We start from the raw sequence: 19,487 nt of genomic DNA on the forward strand, positions 1-19,487 counted from the left end.
ACTGGCGGCGAAGAGTCATGCCCGATGTGGGAGCAAAGCTTGCTCGCGATGAACGAGACACGGTCTCCGAAAGATAGGCCGGGGTGTTTTCGTCGCGAGCAAGCTTTGCTCCCACAGGTTGCTGGCAAGCTTTAACGCTATAGGTTCATCTCCAAGCGTAGCAACCCACTAATAAAGATAAGAGGGGGCGTCATGGATCAATCCGGTTCGCATTCGCAACTCAGCTACACCCAAGGTTCGCAGGACAAGGCTTTACTGGCCCAAACCATCGGCGAGGTTTTCGACCAGACGGTGGCCTGTTATCCAGAGGGCGAGGCGTTGGTGGTTCGCCATCAATCGCTGCGTTACACCTGGCAGCAACTGGCCGAGGCCGTCGATCTGCACGCCAGGGCGTTGTTGGCGCTGGGCTTGAAAACCGGCGACCGCCTCGGCGTGTGGGCGCCCAATTGCGCCCAGTGGTGCATCAGCCAGTTCGCCAGTGCGAAGATCGGCGTGATTCTGGTCAACATCAATCCGGCCTATCGCGTTTCTGAACTCGAATACGTGCTCAAACAATCTGGATGCCAATGGCTGGTATGCGCCGGCGCGTTCAAGACCTCGGATTATCACGCCATGTTGCAAGCGCTGGCGCCGGAGCTGGGAGAGCAATCGATCGGCCACCTGCAGAGCGAGCGCTTGCCGGATTTACGCGGCGTGATCAGCCTCGATGCCCAACCGCCGTCAGGCTTTCTGCCCTGGTCGCAACTGGCCGCACTGGGGGCGGCGGTGACGCCTGGACAACTGGCCGAGCGCCAATCCAGTCTTCACTTCGATGAGCCGGTGAATATCCAGTACACCTCCGGCACCACCGGCTTCCCCAAGGGCGCAACCCTCAGCCATCACAACATTCTCAACAACGGTTACATGGTGGGCGAAAGCCTTGGCCTGACAGCTGGCGACCGGCTGGTGATCCCGGTGCCGCTCTACCATTGCTTTGGCATGGTCATGGGTAACCTGGGCTGCATGACCCATGGCAGCACCATGATCTACCCCAACGATGCCTTCGACCCGTTGCTGACGCTCAAGGCCGTGGCCGAGGAAAAAGCTACTGCGCTGTATGGCGTGCCCACCATGTTCATCGCCCTGCTGGACCAGCCGCAGCGGGGTGACTTCGACCTGTCCAGCCTGCGCACGGGCATCATGGCCGGGGCGACATGTCCCATCGAAGTGATGCGGCGGGTTATCAACGAAATGCACATGGCCGAAGTGCAGATTGCCTACGGCATGACGGAAACCAGCCCGGTGTCGTTGCAGACCGGTCCTTCAGATGAACTGGAGCTGCGTGTGACCACTGTCGGCCGCACCCAGCCGCAACTGGAAAGCAAGATTATCGATGAGGCTGGCAATCTCCTTCCACGTGGCGCCGTCGGCGAATTGTGTACCCGCGGCTACAGCGTGATGCTCGGTTACTGGAACAATCCCAAGGGCACCGCCGATGCCATCGACGCGGATGGCTGGATGCACACCGGCGACCTGGCAACCATGGACGAACAGGGCTACGTCCGCATCGTCGGGCGCAACAAGGACATGATCATCCGTGGTGGGGAGAATATTTACCCGCGCGAGCTGGAGGAGTTTTTCTTCACCCACCCGGCGGTGGCGGACGTGCAAGTGATCGGCATCCCGTGTTCACGCTATGGCGAAGAAATCGTGGCGTGGATCAAGTTCCATCCCGGCCACAGCGCCACCGAGCAAGAACTGCAAGCCTGGTGCAAGGCGCGCATCGCCCACTTCAAGACGCCACGTCATTTCAAATTCGTCGAAGAATTCCCCATGACGGTCACCGGCAAGATCCAGAAATTCCGTATGCGCGAGATCAGCATCGAAGAACTGCGCGATAGCGAAAGCTGAGGTAGATAGGTGGGAGCGGGCTTGCTCGCGAAAGCGGTGGGTCAGTTTGCGGTGATATTGGATGTGCCGGCCTCATCGCGAGCAAGCTCGCTCCCACAGGTTTTGCGGTGCACATGAGGTTGTGTCTGTTGAAGATCCAATGTGGGAGCTCGCTCCCACACGAAAAACCCAAACCCCAGACAGCACAAAGGGGAGCCGAAGCTCCCCTTTAATTTTGTCGTCGCGTGCTCTTTTTTATTATTGAGGGGCGGCCTGTTGTTGTTTTTGGTAGCCGTGGCCCTTTACCGCTGTTTTTGGCGATCCCCATCCGGGATCAAGAGCAAACGTATTTTTTTGAGCGCTGATCTGCTTTTTCGCTTTGCGATCCAACCGATTCGGGCGCTACCTGAAGGTAGTTTTATTATTCTCTGCCCGGTTGCGGGTTGCTCCTGAAAGCACCCTGAAAAGCCCATCTTCTCCAAAAAAATCTGTTAGCTGCGTCTCTGCCGTGTTGTTTTTGTTATGTCAGAGTCGTTTCGTCTTGTTTTTATTGGGTTTGCTGCGTTTTTTTATTCTTGTTATGCCAGAGATATAGCAGGTGGCGTGCCAACTTTTAAAAATCCATATAAATCAATATGTTGTGATTTTCGTCTGAAAAATATGTCAGGCCAAACCTGACAAATTGTTTCCGTGTTACTCGTTTCGTCGCTGTTACAAAGCCGGCGGTAACACCTCACTGTGCGTTGCGGGCCTTGGCCACGCGCGAACCCGTAGGGCGGCCGAGCACATCACAAATCTGCCGGCCCGCGGCGATCAGTGCGTCCAGGTCGACACCGGTTTCGATACCCAACCCATCGAGCAGGTACAGCACGTCTTCGGTGGCGACGTTACCGCTGGCGCCCTTGGCATATGGGCAGCCGCCGAGGCCGGCGATGGAGCTGTCGAACACCGCGATGCCTTCCAGCAGGCTGGCGTAGACGTTGGCCATGGCCTGGCCGTAGGTGTCGTGGAAATGTCCGGCGAGTTTGTCCCGTGGCACCTCGGCGCCCACCACCTCGAACAGCCTGCGGGTAGCGCCCGCGGTGCCCGTGCCGATGGTGTCGCCCAAGGAGACCTCGTAGCAGCCCATCGCGTACAGTTCCCGGGCGACCCAAGCCACTTGCTCAGGCTTGACCGCACCTTCATACGGGCAGCCCAGCACGCAGGATACGTAGCCGCGCACACTGACGCCGTGCTGTTTGGCGGCCGCCATGATCGGCGCAAAGCGCTCCAGGCTGTCCTTGATGGAGCAGTTGATGTTGCGCTGGGAAAACGCCTCGGACGCGGCGGCGAACACGGCCACCTCTTTCACGCCCGCCGCCAGCGCATCTTCAAACCCCCGCAGGTTCGGCGCCAGGGCGCCATAGGTCACGCCGGGCTTGCGCTGGATCTGCGCGAACACCTCGGCGGACCCCGCCATCTGCGGCACCCACTTGGGCGAGACGAAACTGCCGACTTCGATATAGCCCAGGCCGGCGGCGCTCAAGGCATCCACCAGGCGCACCTTGTCGGCGACGCTGATGGGCTGGGCTTCATTCTGCAGCCCGTCGCGGGGGCCGACTTCGATCAAGCGTACAAAGGAGGGGAGGGACATGGGGATTGACCTGTGGTGAGTTGCCAAAGTATCGAGAACGATGGAGGCCCCCTGTGGGAGCGAGCTTGCTCGCGATAGCCGTATGTCAGTCACATTGATGTTGTCCGTTACATCGCTATCGCGAGCAAGCTCGCTCCCACAAGGGACATGGGGTGTTACTGGACGATTTCCTCGCCTTTGATCGTCTGTTCCAGCGCCTGGATGCAGCGTTCTTCGGCGGTGTCGAGTTCCAGTTTCATCTGCTCGATGTCCAGCAATTGCTGTTCGAGCTGTTCCCGGCGCTCGGCGATTTTCGCCAGCATGCTGTGCAGCTGTTTCTGATTGCCGCTGGTAGGGTCGTAGAGTTCGATCAACTCGCGGCACTCGGCCAGGGAAAAGCCAATGCGCTTGCCGCGCAGGATCAGCTTCAGGCTGACCTTGTCCCGCGGCGAATAAATGCGCTCCTGGCCCCGTCGCTCCGGGCTCAACAGGCCTTGTTCTTCATAGAAGCGGATGGCCCGTGTGGTGATATCCAATTCGCGGGCGAGGTCGGAGATGCTGTAGGTCTGGCTGCTCATGGAAGCGCTCGAAAACGAAAGGGGCTGGCGCTAAGCTAAAGGCAGGTTGACGTTCGCGTCAAGCAATGAGGTATTGCACACAAAACCTGTGGGAGCGAGCTTGCTCGCGATAGCGTCGGATCAGTCGCCATTGATATGAGCAGACCTACCGCTATCGCGAGCAAGCTCGCTCCCGCAATTTTGATCTTCTAAACCGTGTCGAGCTTTTTCTCATGGGCCGTCACCTGCTGGCACAGCTCGATCATCTGCTCGCGCATCCAGCGGTTGGCCGGGTCCTGGTCGGTGCTTTCGTGCCAGTAGAGATGGGTTTCCACCGGTGGCACGTCGTTGACCGGGAGCAGGAAGGCGTGCAAATCGTGACGCCGTGCAAAGCGCTCGGGGACGGTCATGACCATGTCGGTCTGCTGCAGCACCTGGGACGCCATCAGGTAATGCTGGGAACGCAGGGCGATCTTGCGCTGGATGCCCATCTTGCCGAGGGCCAGGTCGACATAACCCAACCCGTTGCGGCGACTGGAAATGTGCACATGGGTCTGGGCCAGGTAATCGTCGAGGCTGATCTTTTCCTTGCCTGCCAACGGATGGCCCTTGCGCATGGCGCACACGTAGCGATCTTCCATCAACTTGACGTGGCGCACCTGCGGGTCGGTGTTGAGCGGTGCATCCACGGCGAAGTCGAGGCGGCCGGCGGCCAGTTCCTTGGTGGTTTCACGGCGCTTGGACAGGAAACTCTCGATCGCCACGGTCGGGGCCAGGCGGCGCAGGCGCTGGAACAGCAGCGGCAGGATCACGCCTTCGGTGAGGTCGGTCATGCTGATGCGGTAGGTCTTGACGGCCTGCAATGGGTTGAAGATCCGGCTTTCCTGCACCGACACCCGCAGCAGCGACAAGGCGTTGCGCACCGGGCCGATGATGTTCTGGGCCATGGGCGTTGGCACCATCCCTTGGGCGGTGCGCACGAAGAGCGGGTCGTTGAAAGTCTCGCGCAGACGCGCCAGGGCATTGGACACGGCCGGCTGAGTGATGCCGACGATCTGCCCGGCGCGGGTCAGGTTGGCTTCGGTGTAGATCGCATCGAAGACAATGAAAAGGTTGAGGTCGACCTTGCTCAGATTCATGGCGCTGCACTCTTGTTCTTGGGCTTGTTGTGAGGTGCCGGGTGGCGATGAGAATCAGTGAAACATATATCGGTGATGAATGTTAATACACGCCGAGAATAGGTTAGGTAAATTTTCGTAGCTGAACTAGCATCGATTTCATGACCTAAAACAACCTCTGCCCAGAAGGTGCTGCTCATGGATTTTGCCTATTCCCCCAAGGTTCAGGAACTGCGTGAACGCGTCACGGCGTTCATGGATGCCTACGTCTATCCGGCCGAAGCGGTGTTCGAACGACAAGTGGCCGAGGGCGACCGCTGGCAACCCACGGCCATCATGGAAGAGCTCAAGGCCAAGGCCAAGGCAGAGGGCCTGTGGAACCTGTTCCTGCCGGAATCCGAGCTGGGCGCTGGCCTGACCAACCTGGAATACGCGCCGCTGGCGGAGATCATGGGGCGCTCGTTGCTGGGGCCGGAGCCGTTCAACTGCTCGGCGCCGGACACCGGCAACATGGAAGTGCTGGTGCGCTACGCCAACGAAGAACAAAAGCAACGCTGGCTCGAGCCACTGCTGCGCGGCGAGATTCGCTCGGCCTTTGCCATGACCGAGCCGGACGTGGCCTCTTCGGACGCCACCAACATGGCCGCCCGCGCCGAGCGTGACGGCGACCAATGGGTGATCAACGGCAAGAAGTGGTGGACCTCAGGCGCGTGCGACCCGCGCTGCAAGATCCTGATCTTCATGGGCCTGAGCAACCCGGATGCACCGCGTCATGCCCAGCATTCGATGATCCTGGTCCCGGTGGACACCCCCGGGGTCAAGATCGTCCGGCCGTTGCCGGTGTTCGGCTACGACGATGCGCCTCACGGGCATGCCGAAGTGCTGTTCGATAACGTGCGGGTGCCGTACGAAAACGTCCTGCTGGGCGAAGGCCGCGGTTTTGAAATTGCCCAGGGTCGACTCGGCCCAGGCCGGATTCACCACTGCATGCGTTCCATCGGCATGGCCGAGCGCGCCTTGGAATTGATGTGCAAGCGTGCCGTCAGCCGCACCGCTTTCGGCCAGCCGCTGGCGCGTCTGGGCGGTAACATCGACAAGATCGCCGACTCGCGGATGGAGATCGACATGGCGCGCCTGCTGACGTTGAAGGCGGCGTACATGATGGACACCGTCGGCAATAAAGTGGCGAAAAGCGAAATTGCCCAGATCAAGGTGGTCGCGCCGAACGTGGCCTTGAAGGTCATCGACCGGGCAATCCAGATCCACGGTGGCGCCGGAGTTTCCAACGATTTCCCGCTGGCCTACATGTATGTCATGCAACGCACCCTGCGCCTGGCCGACGGCCCGGATGAAGTCCACCGCGCCGCGATCGGCAAGTTCGAGATCGGCAAATACGTGCCCAAGGAAATGCTGCGCAGCAAGGGCTAGGATCTGGCCCACCAAGGGCCTCTGTGGGAGCAAAGCTTGCTCGCGATGGCGGTGGTACCTCCCACATTGATGCAAGCTGACCCACCGCTATCGCGAGCAAGCTTTGCTCCCACAGGCTAATCCTATGGCAGCGAATTCGCTTACTCCTTGACGCTCATGTACTCCTCGGCCCAGCGGATGTACTCCTCGGGCTGGGTGTAGGTGTGGGTCAGTTCGGTAGCGCTGAGATCCGACGCCTGGGTGAAGATCTGCCGTTGTTCACGAAGGCTGTCGTAGGTGGCCTTGATCGCGGCGAAATAGGCGCCGTGGCCATCGATGGTCACGCGCACGCCCAACTCGGCCAGGCGCTTGTCGTCGCGCAACTTCGGGTTGCCATAGGTGACGAGCATCAACGGCAGCGTCAGGTTCTCGCTGATTTGCTCCAAGTGTTCGAAGTCCTGCACACCCACCATGCAAATCCCATCCGCCCCGGCACGCTCATATTGCTGGGTGCGGCTGATGATTTCCTGGACCGGCAAAATTCCTGCGTTGGTACGGGCAATGATCGCCATTTCCGAATCGACTCGCGCCTCCAGGGCCGCACGAATCTTGCCGACACCTTCGGCCACGCCGATCAAATCGGTGGATTTACGCCCGAACTGGGCTGGCAGCAAAGTGTCCTCGATGGTCAGTGCCGCCACGCCGGCACGCTCCAGTTCGATGATGGTGCGCATCACGTTCAGGGCATTGCCGTAGCCATGGTCGGCGTCGGCAATCACTGGCAGCTGGGCCACGCGACCGATACGGGTGGCCTGTTCGGCAAATTCGCTGAGGGTGATCAGGGCGAAGTCCGGCGCGCCCAATACTTGCAACGACGCGACCGAGCCTCCCAGGATGCCTACTTCAAAACCCAGGTCGGCGGCGATGCGCGCCGACATCGGGTCAAACACCGAGGCGGTGTGGTAGCAGGTCTGGGAAGCCAGCAGTTGACGAAAGTTACGACGCAAATCTTGATGGGAAAGCCTGGACATATGAGTTCCACCAATGGAATGGAAAGGCTTGAGCAAAAGTGTCAACGCCGAAAGATCCAAAGGCTATCACGTGGCAAGCGCAAAGATGATGACGAATGTGTATGGGCGATGCTGTTATGGCATCAAGCGAGACCATAGACCACTAGGCCGCCACCGCCTGTTGCCCCTGCCTGGGTAATGCCACGGCGCGCACCGTGTCGCCCGGTTGCACTTGCAGGCGTTTGGCGGTGAGGCGATCGACCAGCAGGTTGTGGCCATGCAGGTGTGCGCGGGCGCTGGTGATGCGGCAGTTTGCCATGCGCCGGTTGTGAATCAGCCAGATCGGTGCCCGTTCGTCCGGGGTGCCAATGGCCAGGGTCAGCGCCTGACTGTCGCGTACGCTGCGGATCTTCGACACCGGTGCTTCGATCACTGGGCCGCCGTCGAAAATGTCGATATAGCCTCTATGGCTGAAGCCTTCGGCACTGAGGATCTTCAGGGCCGGTTCGGTGTTCGGGTGGGCCTTGCCGATCACCGCCTGGGCTTGTTCGGTGAGCAGGCAGGTGTACAGCGGCTGGCGTGGCATCAGCTCGGCGATGAACGATTTGTTGCCCATGCCGGACAACTGGTCGGCGTAGCTGAAATCCTTCTGGAAAAAGTGCCGTCCCAGGCTGTCCCAGAACGGTGAACAACCTTGTTCGTCGGCATGGCCCCGCAGTTCGGCAATGAGTTTTTCGCCGAACAGCTGGGAAAACTCGGCCACGAACAGCAGGCGCGCCAGGGACAGCAAGCGTCCGTTGTGGCCGTGGCGTTGCTCGGGGTGCAGGAACAACGAGCAGATTTCCGATTGTCCGGACATCTCGTTGTTGAGGAACAGCGTCGGGATCTGCCGCTGGATTCCCAGCTCCGGCGCCGAGCTGACCGTGACCCCGACCCGATAGTTGTACCAAGGCTCACGCAGCCCCACCGCCCCGGTCAGGGCGCTGATGCCCACCACCTGCCGGTCATCGTCTTCGAGCACGAACAGGTAGTCGGCGTCGGCACGTTCGACTTGGCCGGCGAAGGTCCGCTGGGCCCAGCGAACGCGGTGGGCCAGGCGCTCTTCGTTGGCCGGCAGGCTGGTGAACCCGGGACCCGCGCAACGGGCCAGGTCCAGCAAGGCAGGCAGATCGGTGATGGCCACCGGACGGACAATCATGCTGCAACTCCTTCATCGTGTCGGTCCAAACGTCGGTGCAGGCCATGGGATCGATTGAGGTTCATAGGGCAACCACCCGGATCCGCGCGCCAGACTGGATGTCCAGGGCGGTCAGCATGGCGGGCGACAGGGCCACTGGGCCGTCGGCGTTAACGTCCAGTTCGGCGACGATGGCCCGGTAGCCGCCGAGGCGCTCGTTGCTCACCAGGTACAGGCCCCGTGCGTCAATCTGCGGGCTCTGCCTGGCCGTGGTGATGCGACTTTGCGTGATGGAACGGATATTGACGATACGGGCATGCAAGGTCGGCCCACCGTCGAAGATATCGACATAGCTGTTGGTCTCGAAACCCTCGCGTTCGAGAATGTCGAAGGCTTCCTGGCCGTCGGGATGAACCCGGCCGATGCAGGCCTGGGCTGCGGGCGGCAGCATGGGCACGTAGATCGGGTATTGCGGCATCAGCTCGGCGAGAAAGGTCCGGCTCTGCAAGCCACACAACCGTTCGGCTTCGGCATAAGGCAAGTCGAAGAAGTGCTGGCCGATGGCGTCCCAGAAAGGCGACTGGCCGTCTTCGCTGCTGAAACCGACGATTTCGGTGATGACCGATTCAGCAAAGCGCTTGGGGTGGGCGGCGATGAACATCAGCCGGGCCCGGGACAGCAGCTCTGATTCCGGCGTGCGCACCCGTTCGGCGTCGATGTGGAAGCCACGCAGCAGCGTTTGCCCGTTGAGGTCCTGGCACAGGGATAAGGCGGGTACGCCATGCTGGATATTCAACTCCCGGGATTCGCTGGAAAACGGTCGGTTGCGCAGGCTGTAGAACGGTTCGTTGCAACCGGTGCTGGAGAGGATTTCCGAACAGCCGACCAGGCGCCCGGACTCCAGATCCTGCAAGACAAAAAAGTAATTCTCCGCCCCCGGCTCTTGCGCATCGACTGCGAACGAGGCGCACGAGTCGAGGATTTTTTCCTCCAGGCGCCGGGTATCGTCCGGCAGCGACGTGACGCCCACCAGGCTGTCACGGGCCAGTTGTTGCAGTTGCGGCAGATCGGCTAATTGAACTGGACGTAAGGCCAGCATGGATTGCACTCCTGTTCCAGGGAGCCCGGTGACTGGCACCGGGCTTGACGATCACTGTCGATGTCCACGCGTTGTCACCACGGCTGGCCGAACCCTTCGACCGCCGCCTCTCATTGGCCCGCCGGATCGGGCAAGGCAGTACGACTGCCGAATTTGTTGAGCAGGCACAGATAGACCACACCCGCGGCGATCCAGATCAGGCCGAGCTTTTGCGCGGCCACGCCCATGTTGTACAGGATGGCCGCGACGATCACGAAGCCGATCAGCGGGCAGATCAGGTGGCGAATCCATTGGCCGGACTGCTGGCGGCGCCAGTAGTGGTTGATGACCGTGATGTGCAGCAACATGAAGCCGCTCAGGGCACCGAAGTTGACCAGGGAGGTCAGGGTGTCCACGGCGTTGATGAACAGGTAGCAGATCAGCAACGACAACACCGCCACCAGGTAGATGCTCATGTAAGGGGTGTTATGTTTCGGATGGACCTTGGCCAGCACCTTGGGCAGTTGGCCGTCCCGGGCCATGCCGAACAACAGGCGCGACACTGCCGCTTGGGAGGTGATCGCCACCGCCACGCCCCAGGCCAGGGCTGTGGCCACCGCGGTCAAGGTGGCCAGCCAACTGCCGGCCGCCAATTCGGCGATTTCATAGAATGCGGTGTCGGCGGACTTGAAGCCCATGCCTGCTGCCAGGTCGGTGGCGATCCAGGTCTGCACCACGAAAATCGCTCCCATCACCAGCAAGGTCACCAAGGCTGCCTTGCCGACACTGCGGCCCGGGTCGCCCTTGATTTCTTCGGCCAGGGTGGAAATGGCGTCGAAGCCCAGGAACGACAGTACCGCGATGGACACGGCTTGCATCAGCAGGGCGAAGTTGAAGTGTTCCGGGCTGTACAGCGGCGCCAGGGTCAGTTGGCCGTGACCGGCCCCGCCGTGCAGGGCATTCCAGGCGTAGAACAGGAAAATCCCCAGCACCACCAGCTGTGCCAGCAAGAAAATGATGTTCATCCGCGCGGTGAAGGTGATGCCCCGCAGGTTGACGAAAGTCGCGCTTACCAGGAAGGCCAGGATGAAACCGACCTTGGGAATGTCCGGGTACAAATGGTTCAGCGCCATGGCGGCGTAGACATAGAGCAGCGGCGGGATCAGCAGGTAGTCCAGCAGCATCAACCAGCCGGCGATGAACCCGACGTGTGGGTTAAGGCCCCGCTGCGCGTAGGAATAGACCGAACCTGCCACCGGAAAGGCCCGGGCCATGCTGCCGTAGCTCAACGCGGTAAACAGCATTGCCAGCATGCCGATGATGTAGGCTAGCGGCACCATCCCCGGTGCTTCTGCGTTGACGTAGCCATACACGCCGAACGGTGCGATGGGGATCATGAAAATCATCCCGTATACCACCAGGTCTGTCAGCGACAGGCCGCGTTTCAATTCCTGTTTGTAGCCAAATGCCTCGATGCTCATGAGCCGTTTTCCTTTTCAGCTGTGTGGGTTGCGCTTGCTTGTTGTCTGTCGCTGGAAACTTGCCGCTGCCTATCTACAGCAGAGGCGCCAGGTAGGCGCTCCAGGTCCTTACTCCCTCGGGGCTGCGCAACTGGTCATTGCGCACTTCGATCAAGACCGAGTCCAGGCCGCGGCCATCGCCGTGCACCGGGACCGTCATGTCGGTCAGGGGGTTGATCTTGTAGGGCTGGTTGCCCGCTGCCCGCAGCGAATGCCGGCTCAGTCCGTCGACGATGTGCTGGGCGTACTCCTTGGCTTCGCCGAACAGCACGCCGGCTTCCAGGGCGCGTGGCTGGCCGTAGAACACCGGGGTGAAGCTATGGATGCCCACCACGCGTACCGGCCGGTTGGCGGCCAGGCGCTGGTCGATCAACGCCCGCAACCGGTCATGGAAAGGATGGAACAGGCGCTGCTGACGGTATTGGCGCGTGGCCTCGTCCAGGTCGTGGTTGCCCGGGACCTGGTAGATCTCGCTCTGGGCCGGAATGCTGTCCGGCACATGCAGCGGGCGGTTGAGGTCGATCAACAGCCGTGAGTAATTGGCCGACAGCAAGGTCGCGCCGAGGGTTTCGGACAGGCGTTCAGCCAGGAGCAGGGCGCCGATGTCCCAGGCGATGTGTTCCTGGGACGCGGTTTCATCCAGGCCCAGGTCATTCAGCGCCACGGGAATGAAACGGCTGGCGTGTTCGCACACCAGCAACACCGGGTGATCGGATTCCTCCCGGGTCAATCGATAGGCCGGCCTGGTGTAGAGGCCTGATTCAGCGCATTCAATAGATTCGTGCATAGTGCTCGCAACGCTCGGCAGGTGAGAGCGCCTGGGTCAAGGCCAGCTCCTGGGCCTTCAAGGCGAAATAGGTTTCGGCCAGCGGGCCGGGCAGGGTCTCGAGCAGTGCCCCGCTGTGGCGCAGGCAGTCCAGTGCCTGGGCCAGGGTTGTCGGCAGGGCGATAATGCCACGGGCGCGACGTTGTGATTCATCCAGCTCATCGGGTATTTCATCGGTGACAGCCTGCAATGGCAGCCGTTGCTGGATGCCCAGCCGTCCGGCAATCAACAGCGCCGCCATCGCCAGGTGCGGCGAGGCGGTGGCGTCCATGGCGCGAAACTCCAGGTTGTACTGGTTTGCCAGCGGCTTGCCACCCAGGCTCACGGTCGGGCAGATGCGCAGCGCCGCTTCGCGGTTGCGCTGTCCCAGGCACGCATAGGAGGCGCTCCAATGATGAGGTTGCAGGCGCTCGTAGGACAACGGCGTCGGCGCCGTCAGCGCGCACAGCGCCGGCAGATAATGCAGCACACCCGCTGCCCAATGCTGGCCAAGGCTGGACAAGCCATTGCTGCTGGCGGCGTCATGCAGCACCGGGTCCGCGCTCAGGTCTTGCAGGCTCAGGTGCAGATGCACGCCGTTGCACACGGCATTTTCCGAGGTCTTGGGGGCAAAGCTCACGTCCAGGCCCATCTGCCGGGCGATCTCGCGGGTGATTTCCCGTACGTTCACCGCCCGGTCGGCAGCGGCCACGCCCAGGGTCGGGCGACAGGTGATTTCGTATTGCTGCTTGCCGTATTCGGGCAGGAACATTTCCGGTTCGACGCCGCCGGCTCGCAGGGCACTGAGCAACCACCCGGCGAACCCGGCCTGCTGGCGCTGGGCCTGGAGACTGAAGGCCAGGCGATCAGGCTGCGCAGGCGTGGTGGCAAGGTTGAATTCATGCTCGAACGCGGCGAAAACCTGCAGGCCCAGTTCGCTGCGATAACGCTCCACTTCGCCCTGCAGCAGCGTGCGCGGGCAGGTGCTCCAGGGACGGCCGTCGGTTTCCCGAATGTCGCAATGAATGAAGTCCAGGGCCGGCGCTTGGGTGTCGGGCCCATTGTTGACGGTTACCCGGCTGGACAGGTCCGGCACCAGGCGCAGGTCGCCATAGGCGCCCCAGGGGTTGGTCGACGCGATGATGTCCTGGGGCGTCAACGCGCTGTTGGCCGGTACCCAGCCACAACCGGCGGTGATGTAGTGGGGCAATTCATCGCTGGGAAACGAGCGCCCGCGGGTCACGCCGATCAGGTCGGTGGTCACCAGGGTCGTGACCGGCAGCGGCGCGAGGAGGGCGGCGGCGTCGAGGTGACTCATGGCTGCATCTCCCGCAAACGAGCGAGTACGGTGTCGGTGTCAGTGATCCAGCAATAGCCCTTGATCGCGTTCAGGCACGCCAGGTGCCGTTGTTCGGTGTAGGTGGCACAGGCATCTTCCACCAGCGTGACCAGGTAGCCACGGTCGGCGGCGTCACGCACGGCCATGTCGACGCACTGGTCGGTGACGATCCCGGCGACGATCAGGTGCCGGGTCTGCAGGTTGCGCAGCACGTAATCGATGTTGGTGGAATTGAACACCCCGGAGGAGGTCTTGGGCAGCACGATTTCGTTTTCCTGCGGCGTCAGCTCGGCAATGATCTGCGCCTCGGGGCTGCCTTTGGGCAGGTGCATGTCCGACAGCTTGTGGTCCAGGGAACGGTCGCGGCCATCGGCGGTGAGGCTTTCGATGTGGGTGTGCAACACGTTGTGCTGTGCATCTCGCATCGCATCGAGCAAACGCTGCTGGTTGGGAATGACCAGTTGGCGGGCCCGCTGGAGGAAATACTCGGCCTCGGGGCGGTGCAGGTGGGCATCGAATTGCGGTTCCAGCCAGGCGCGTTGCATGTCCACCAACAGCAACGCCGTGTGCTGGCGGGTGAACGGCAAATCCCGGGGGGAGCGGTGGGGGAGCGAGAACATCCTTATTTTTCCTCCAACAGGTGCGTGTTGAATTCCGTGCGCAAGGCGTCGATGCCTTCCAGGCGTTCGGCCAGCTCGGGGCATTGCAGGGTCAGGCAGGCGATCAGGGCTTCGACCTGGGCCAGCGCCGGCACCAGGCTGTCGAAGGCCGAGACCGATTCCACCGGGGCGCTGATGATCAGGTCGGCCAGCTCGCGCAACGGCGAAGCATAGACGTCGCTGAACAGCACCACCCGGGCGTGCCGCGCCTTGGCCGCACTGGCCACACGCAGGGCTTGGGCCTGGTAGCGGCGGTAATCGAAAATCAGCACCACGTCCTGGCGCTGCACGTCGAACAGCCGGTCAGGTAGCTGGGCGTTATCTTCCAGGGCAAAACAGCCGGCGCGCAGCAATCGCAAATGGTTGAGCAGGTAGTGGGCCAGGAAGCTGCTGAAGCGCCCGCCGAAGCAATGCACCTGATGGCGACTGTCGAGCAACCACTGCACGAGAATGCGCACATCTTCGGGTTGGGTCAGGGCCTGGGTGTCGACGAGGTTGCGTTGGCTGGCGGCCAGGTACTGGCTCCAGGTATCGCCTTGCTGCAATTTGGCCCGCGGTTGCAACAGCGTGCGAGGGGAGCGCAGGCGATGGTCCATGTCACTGAGCAGTGCATCCTGGAATTCGGCATAACCGCCAAACCCGAGTTTTTTCACCAGCCGCACGATGGTCGGGTCGCTGACGCCGGCATGGTCTGCCAGACGTGACATCGGACCGAGGCCGTTGCGTGGGTAGTGATCGAGCAGGGCACGTACGACCTTGCGTTCCGACGGCGTCAAAATCAGGCCGGGATCGGTAATCAGGTCTCTGAGGGGCGGCATCCGTGCTCCTTGCCTGGATGAATGTTGGTTTTCTTTCATAACTCCTGAAAACAGTATTTATGTAGCTGGTGCTACATGTCCAGTGGTTTTTACGTTCCGTTTAAAATGCTCCAGAATTGTGCGAAAGCCTTGTAGGAGTTGGCCGCGGCCAGGTGGAACTGATATGTCAGTCGATACTTCTGGATATGTGGGACATAACGCCTTTTTGTCTCACTTATTTGATTTCGTATAAGGTGCTGTACAACTAAACCCGTGAATATCCCGCCCATGGGACCCGTTCGATTACCCGAGAATCCAGTGTGCAAACCACTCGCCTGACGTTGATCTGCCATGCCCGCACCGCCGCCCAGAAGTTGGCGCACTTCGGCCTGGACGAAGCGCTGGACGCCGACTGGCTGGCGCGCCGTGGGCAGGTCGAGCACGGCTATCGAAACGTCCGGCAACTGCTGTGCGGGCCGGAACTGCGCACTCGCCAGACCGCCGCGCTGTTCGGCGACGAGCCCCAGGTGGACCCGGCCCTGGCCGATTGCGATCTGGGACGCTGGCGCGGGTCGTCCATCGATGAATTGCTCAAGGTTGAACCGCACGCCCTGCAAACCTGGCTCGACGATGCCGAGGTGGCCCCCCATGGCGGTGAATCCGTCGCCCAGTTGTGTCGGCGTGTCGGAGACTGGCTGACCCGCCTGGAAACCCGACCGGGGCACCTGCTGGCCGTCACCCACCCTTTTGTGATCCGCGCAGCCTTGATGAATGTCTTGGGCTGCCCGGCCGCTACATTCAACCGGATCGACATTGAACCGTTGTCCACCCTTGAGTTGCGTTTCAACGGCGTATGGCGATTGCGCGCCGAGGGACCTGGCCAGGAGTCGCCGCGATGAAGAAGTTGTCAGTCATTGGCATTGGGGCAGGCGATCCGGATCACCTGACGATGCAGGCAGTCAAAGCCTTGAACCGCTTGGACGTGGTCTTCCTCATGGACAAGGGCCCCGCCAAGGACAAGCTGTTGGACCTGCGGCGCGAAATCTGTCGACGCTACATCGTTGATCGCACCTACCGTTTCGTCGAAGCCTACAGCCCGGAGCGCCAACGCGGCGAGCTGGACTACAAGGACAGCGTCGAAGCGCTGAACCGCGCCAAACAAGCCACCTTCGAACGCTTGATCGATGGAGAACTGTCCGACGGGCAGCAAGGTGGTTTTCTGGTGTGGGGCGATCCGGCGTTGTACGACAGTACCGTGCGTATCCTGCAGGCGATGCTCGACGCGGGCCGCTGCGATTTTGAATTCGAGGTGATCCCTGGTATCACCAGTGTCCAGGCCCTGGCCGCCCGGCACAAAGTGCCGTTGAACAGCATTGGCGGGTCGCTGGAAATCACCACCGGACGCCGCTTGGCGGCGGGGCAGGTGGGCGATGCTGCGAGCGTGGTGGTGATGCTCGATGCCGAGGACGCCTATCGTCAGGTGAGTGATCCTGATACGCAGATTTACTGGGGCGCCTATGTGGGGACACCGGATGAAATCCTGATCGCCGGCCGGCTGGGGGATGTGGCCGATGACATCGAACGCACCCGCAAGGCCGCGCGCAAAGCCAATGGGTGGATCATGGATACGTACTTGTTGCGCAAGCCTCAATGATGCCGCACATCAACCTGTGGCCAGAGGTATGTGGGAGCAAGGCTTGCCCGCGATACAGGCGATGCGGCCTTTCAGAAATCGAGGCGCTCATATCGCGAGCAAGCTTTGCTCCCACCTATATTCCCTCGCCATAACAGCGTTCGACAGCGTCATCACCAGTAGGCTGTTCACCCCCGCCCAAACCGCTCCCGATACACCGACGGCGCCAACCCCACCACGCTGCGAAACGCCACGCGAAAGCTCTCCACCGAGCGGTAGCCACACAGTTGCGCGATGTTGTCGGTGTTGTCCCCGGTGCTTTCCAGCAGCTCGCGGGCCCGGGCCAGGCGTTCGTGTTGCAGCCAGGCCTTGGGCGACACGCCGCAGGCTTGGGTGAAGTGGCGCAGGAAGGTGCGTTCACTCATGGCCGCCTGGCTGGCCAGTTCGCGCACGCCAAGAGGCTCGTGCAGGCGCTCGCGGGCCCATTGCATGACACTCGACAGGTCGCTGCGTGGCGTACGGCTGACCGGCGAGGGAATGAACTGCGCCTGGCCGCCCGTACGTTGCGGCGACATCACCAACCGGCGCGCCACCGTGTTGGCGACCTGGACGCCATAGTCCCGTGCCACCAGGTGCAGGCAGGCGTCGATGCCGGCGGCGCTGCCCGCCGAAGTGATGACCTGTCCTGAGTCGACATACAGCACATCCGGGTCGACCCGAACGGCGGGAAAGCTTTCGGCCAACTCGTCGGTGTAGCGCCAGTGAGTCGTGGCGCCCTGGCCATCGAGCAGCCCTGCGGCGGCCAGTACGAAGGCCCCGGAACAGATGGACAGCAGGCGCGCACCACGGGCGTGGGCCCGGCGTAGCGCGTCGAGCAACGCCGGGGAGGGGGGCTCGCTGCGGCTGCGCCAGCCTGGCACGACAATGGTCCGGGCGGTTTCGAGCAGTTCCATGCCGCCATCGGCCAATACCTGGAAGCCGCCCATGGCGCGCATCGGGCCGTCATCGACCGCGACGATCCGATGTTCGTACCAAGGGAAATCGAATTCCGGGCGCTCCAATCCGAAAATCTCGACGGCGACACCGAATTCGAAGGTGCACAGGCCGTCGTAGGCGAGGATCGCGACCAGACCCGGGAAAGGCTGCATTTGTCGGAAAGTTCCCACAGAGTGTCTTGTACGCCACTGTAGCGGTAAGCATCGGGGGGATAAAGTCTCTTCACGCCTTTCTCTACCCCTGGAGTACATCCCCATGACCAGCCTGGTTCGCGAAGTGCCTGCTGCCCCTGCCGATATCGCCCTGCAGCATTTCAGTCGTCGCTTGTCGTTCGAAACGGATTGTTCCGACGTTCACGCCAGCCAACAGGCCGGCAGCGTCGATTTTGTGCTGGTGGACGTACGCGGACCGCTGGCCTATGAGCGCGGTCACGTACCCGGGGCGATCAACCTGCCGACCCGCACGCTCACCGCCCAGGCGCTGGCCGCCTATGCCAAGACCACCCTGTTCGTGGTGTATTGCGCCGGTCCCCATTGCAATGGCGCGAACAAGGCGGCGGTGCGTCTGGCAACGTTGGGTTACCCGGTCAAGGAAATGATCGGTGGCGTCATGGGTTGGCTCGATGAAGGCTTTCGCCTGACCGGCTCGGTGGAGCGCGTGGCGGACGAGGCGATCCGCTGCGACTGTTGATTCTGCGTCACAAGCAGATTGCAAACAGGCTTTTGTGGCGAGGGAGCTTGCTCCCGCTGGGGCGCGCAGCGGCCCTAATAAGGGTGACGATGCCTTCATCTGACGGACATCAAGGGCTGCTGCGCAGCCCAGCGGGAGCAAGCTCCCTCGCCACAGGGGTATTTGCCTGTCCCGGGGATGTTTACCTGTCAGGTTTTTCGCAAATCCTCTGACCGCCAGCCGTACCTGGCTGTTTTTATAACTATTTGTCGCTTCAACATAATTCCCCTCCTGAGTGCCCCTCTAGACTCCCGGCCACTTCGGTTTTTGCTGACCGAACACTGCCGACGAATCTGCCCATAACGATCCAATAAAATACCTGCACACTCAGGAGCGAAAATGAAGAAGCTAGCCATGTTCGGTGCCCTGGCACTGTCCGTGTTGTCCCTGTCGGCCGTGGCCGAAGACGCCAAGCCGATCCGCCTCGGGATCGAAGCCGGTTACCCGCCTTTTTCGATGAAAACCCCCGACGGCAAGCTGGCCGGCTTCGATGTCGATATCGGTGATGCGCTCTGCGCACAGATGAAGGTCAAGTGCGTCTGGGTCGAGCAGGAGTTCGACGGTCTGATCCCTGCGCTGAAAGTGAAGAAAATCGACGCGATCCTGTCGTCCATGACCATCACCGACGATCGCAAGAAAAACGTCGATTTCACCATCAAGTACTACCACACCCCAGCGCGCTTCGTGATGAAGGAAGGCTCCAACATCAAGGACCCACTGACCGAACTCAAGGGCAAGAAAGTCGGTGTGCTGCGCGCCAGTACCCATGACCGTTTCTCCACCGAAGTGCTGGTGCCCGCCGGTATCGACCTGGTGCGTTACGGTTCCCAGCAGGAAGCCAACCTGGACATGGTCGCCGGTCGCCTCGACGCCATGCTGGCCGACTCGGTCAACCTCGACGAAGGTTTCCTGAAAACCGACGCCGGCAAAGGCTTCGCCTTCGTCGGCCCGACCTATGACGACGCGAAATACTTCGGCGGCGGCGCAGGCATTGCGGTGCGCAAGGGCGATAAGGCCCTGGCCGATCAATTCAACGCGGCCATCACCGAAATCCGTGCCAACGGCACGTACAAGCAGGTGCAGGACAAATACTTCGCCTTTGACATCTACGGCCATTAATCGCTGAACCCCAAGGTGGCCCGCCATTGACCCGGCCGGCCACCTTTTTCATGGGCGATTGT

At 61.4% G+C, this 19,487-nt stretch carries 18 protein-coding genes; 6 read left to right on the top strand and 12 right to left on the bottom strand.

All coding sequences use genetic code 11. The features are described from left to right. Nucleotides 1–192 precede the first annotated feature (192 nt). The gene (locus PSH84_RS14775; RefSeq protein WP_305481289.1) at nucleotides 193–1,890 is read left to right on the top strand and encodes an AMP-binding protein; all 1,698 of its coding nucleotides are present in this window, start codon (nucleotides 193–195) and stop codon (nucleotides 1,888–1,890) included. 712 nt (nucleotides 1,891–2,602) lie between these two features. Here PSH84_RS14775 and PSH84_RS14780 read toward each other — a convergent pair. The 3 genes from PSH84_RS14780 to PSH84_RS14790 form a co-directional block, all read right to left on the bottom strand. Beyond that, nucleotides 2,603–3,502, bottom strand: a complete 900-nt coding sequence (locus PSH84_RS14780; protein ID WP_122568065.1) for a hydroxymethylglutaryl-CoA lyase — start codon at nucleotides 3,500–3,502, stop codon at nucleotides 2,603–2,605. A gap of 155 nt (nucleotides 3,503–3,657) precedes the next feature. After that, nucleotides 3,658–4,059, bottom strand: coding sequence for a MerR family transcriptional regulator (locus PSH84_RS14785; protein WP_122568066.1), 402 nt, complete (start codon nucleotides 4,057–4,059; stop codon nucleotides 3,658–3,660). A 188-nt stretch (nucleotides 4,060–4,247) separates the two neighbouring features. Then, nucleotides 4,248–5,177, bottom strand: coding sequence for a LysR family transcriptional regulator (locus PSH84_RS14790; protein ID WP_109751673.1), 930 nt, complete (start codon nucleotides 5,175–5,177; stop codon nucleotides 4,248–4,250). A gap of 177 nt (nucleotides 5,178–5,354) precedes the next feature. Here PSH84_RS14790 and PSH84_RS14795 point away from each other — a divergent pair, with 177 nt between their 5' ends. Next, nucleotides 5,355–6,584 (top strand): acyl-CoA dehydrogenase, encoded by a 1,230-nt coding sequence (locus PSH84_RS14795; RefSeq protein WP_305481290.1) that lies wholly within the window; start codon nucleotides 5,355–5,357, stop codon nucleotides 6,582–6,584. 140 nt (nucleotides 6,585–6,724) lie between these two features. Here the strand turns inward: PSH84_RS14795 and PSH84_RS14800 are convergent, their stop codons facing one another. The 8 genes from PSH84_RS14800 to PSH84_RS14835 form a co-directional block, all read right to left on the bottom strand. Next, nucleotides 6,725–7,594: an isocitrate lyase/PEP mutase family protein gene (locus tag PSH84_RS14800; protein ID WP_122568068.1), complete on the bottom strand. Its 870-nt coding sequence runs from the start codon at nucleotides 7,592–7,594 to the stop codon at nucleotides 6,725–6,727. Between the two features lie 142 nt (nucleotides 7,595–7,736). Continuing rightward, nucleotides 7,737–8,771, bottom strand: a complete 1,035-nt coding sequence (gene astA / locus PSH84_RS14805; RefSeq protein WP_305470425.1) for an arginine N-succinyltransferase — start codon at nucleotides 8,769–8,771, stop codon at nucleotides 7,737–7,739. A gap of 61 nt (nucleotides 8,772–8,832) precedes the next feature. Then, nucleotides 8,833–9,849, bottom strand: a complete 1,017-nt coding sequence (locus PSH84_RS14810) for an arginine N-succinyltransferase (RefSeq protein ID WP_305481291.1) — start codon at nucleotides 9,847–9,849, stop codon at nucleotides 8,833–8,835. Nucleotides 9,850–9,959: 110 nt separating this feature from the next. Further along, the gene (locus PSH84_RS14815) at nucleotides 9,960–11,309 is read right to left on the bottom strand and encodes an APC family permease (protein WP_305470427.1); all 1,350 of its coding nucleotides are present in this window, start codon (nucleotides 11,307–11,309) and stop codon (nucleotides 9,960–9,962) included. A gap of 73 nt (nucleotides 11,310–11,382) precedes the next feature. After that, on the bottom strand, nucleotides 11,383–12,135 hold the full coding sequence (locus PSH84_RS14820; protein WP_122568072.1) for an N-formylglutamate amidohydrolase: 753 nt from the start codon (nucleotides 12,133–12,135) through the stop codon (nucleotides 11,383–11,385). Further along, the gene (locus tag PSH84_RS14825; RefSeq protein WP_305481292.1) at nucleotides 12,119–13,471 is read right to left on the bottom strand and encodes a type I glutamate--ammonia ligase; all 1,353 of its coding nucleotides are present in this window, start codon (nucleotides 13,469–13,471) and stop codon (nucleotides 12,119–12,121) included. Before PSH84_RS14825 ends, PSH84_RS14820 begins: the two co-directional genes overlap by 17 nt. Continuing rightward, nucleotides 13,468–14,112, bottom strand: a complete 645-nt coding sequence (locus PSH84_RS14830) for a cysteine hydrolase family protein (protein ID WP_305481293.1) — start codon at nucleotides 14,110–14,112, stop codon at nucleotides 13,468–13,470. The genes PSH84_RS14825 and PSH84_RS14830 overlap by 4 nt, the downstream gene beginning before the upstream one ends. A gap of 2 nt (nucleotides 14,113–14,114) precedes the next feature. Next, nucleotides 14,115–14,969, bottom strand: coding sequence for a MurR/RpiR family transcriptional regulator (locus tag PSH84_RS14835; RefSeq protein ID WP_305470430.1), 855 nt, complete (start codon nucleotides 14,967–14,969; stop codon nucleotides 14,115–14,117). Between the two features lie 299 nt (nucleotides 14,970–15,268). Between PSH84_RS14835 and PSH84_RS14840 the strand changes: the two genes are divergently transcribed. Both PSH84_RS14840 and cobF read left to right on the top strand, forming a co-directional pair. Continuing rightward, a complete protein-coding gene (locus PSH84_RS14840) occupies nucleotides 15,269–15,847 on the top strand; it encodes a histidine phosphatase family protein (RefSeq protein WP_122568076.1) in 579 nt (192 codons plus the stop codon). Beyond that, entirely contained in the window at nucleotides 15,844–16,602 is a 759-nt protein-coding gene (cobF, locus tag PSH84_RS14845; protein ID WP_305481294.1) for a precorrin-6A synthase (deacetylating), read from the top strand. Before PSH84_RS14840 ends, cobF begins: the two co-directional genes overlap by 4 nt. A 167-nt stretch (nucleotides 16,603–16,769) precedes the next feature. Here cobF and ftrA read toward each other — a convergent pair whose 3' ends face one another. Further along, on the bottom strand, nucleotides 16,770–17,729 hold the full coding sequence (ftrA, locus tag PSH84_RS14850; RefSeq protein WP_305470432.1) for a transcriptional regulator FtrA: 960 nt from the start codon (nucleotides 17,727–17,729) through the stop codon (nucleotides 16,770–16,772). A gap of 103 nt (nucleotides 17,730–17,832) precedes the next feature. On the opposite strand from ftrA, the gene PSH84_RS14855 reads away from it, so the two are divergent. Continuing rightward, nucleotides 17,833–18,267, top strand: a complete 435-nt coding sequence (locus PSH84_RS14855; RefSeq protein WP_122568079.1) for a rhodanese-like domain-containing protein — start codon at nucleotides 17,833–17,835, stop codon at nucleotides 18,265–18,267. A 378-nt stretch (nucleotides 18,268–18,645) separates the two neighbouring features. Continuing rightward, entirely contained in the window at nucleotides 18,646–19,425 is a 780-nt protein-coding gene (locus tag PSH84_RS14860) for an ABC transporter substrate-binding protein (protein WP_305470433.1), read from the top strand. The last annotated feature ends 62 nt before the right edge of the window (nucleotides 19,426–19,487 follow it).

Origin of the sequence: Pseudomonas beijingensis (assembly GCF_030687295.1) — a bacterium.
GTDB classification, from domain to species: Bacteria; Pseudomonadota; Gammaproteobacteria; order Pseudomonadales; family Pseudomonadaceae; genus Aquipseudomonas; species Aquipseudomonas beijingensis.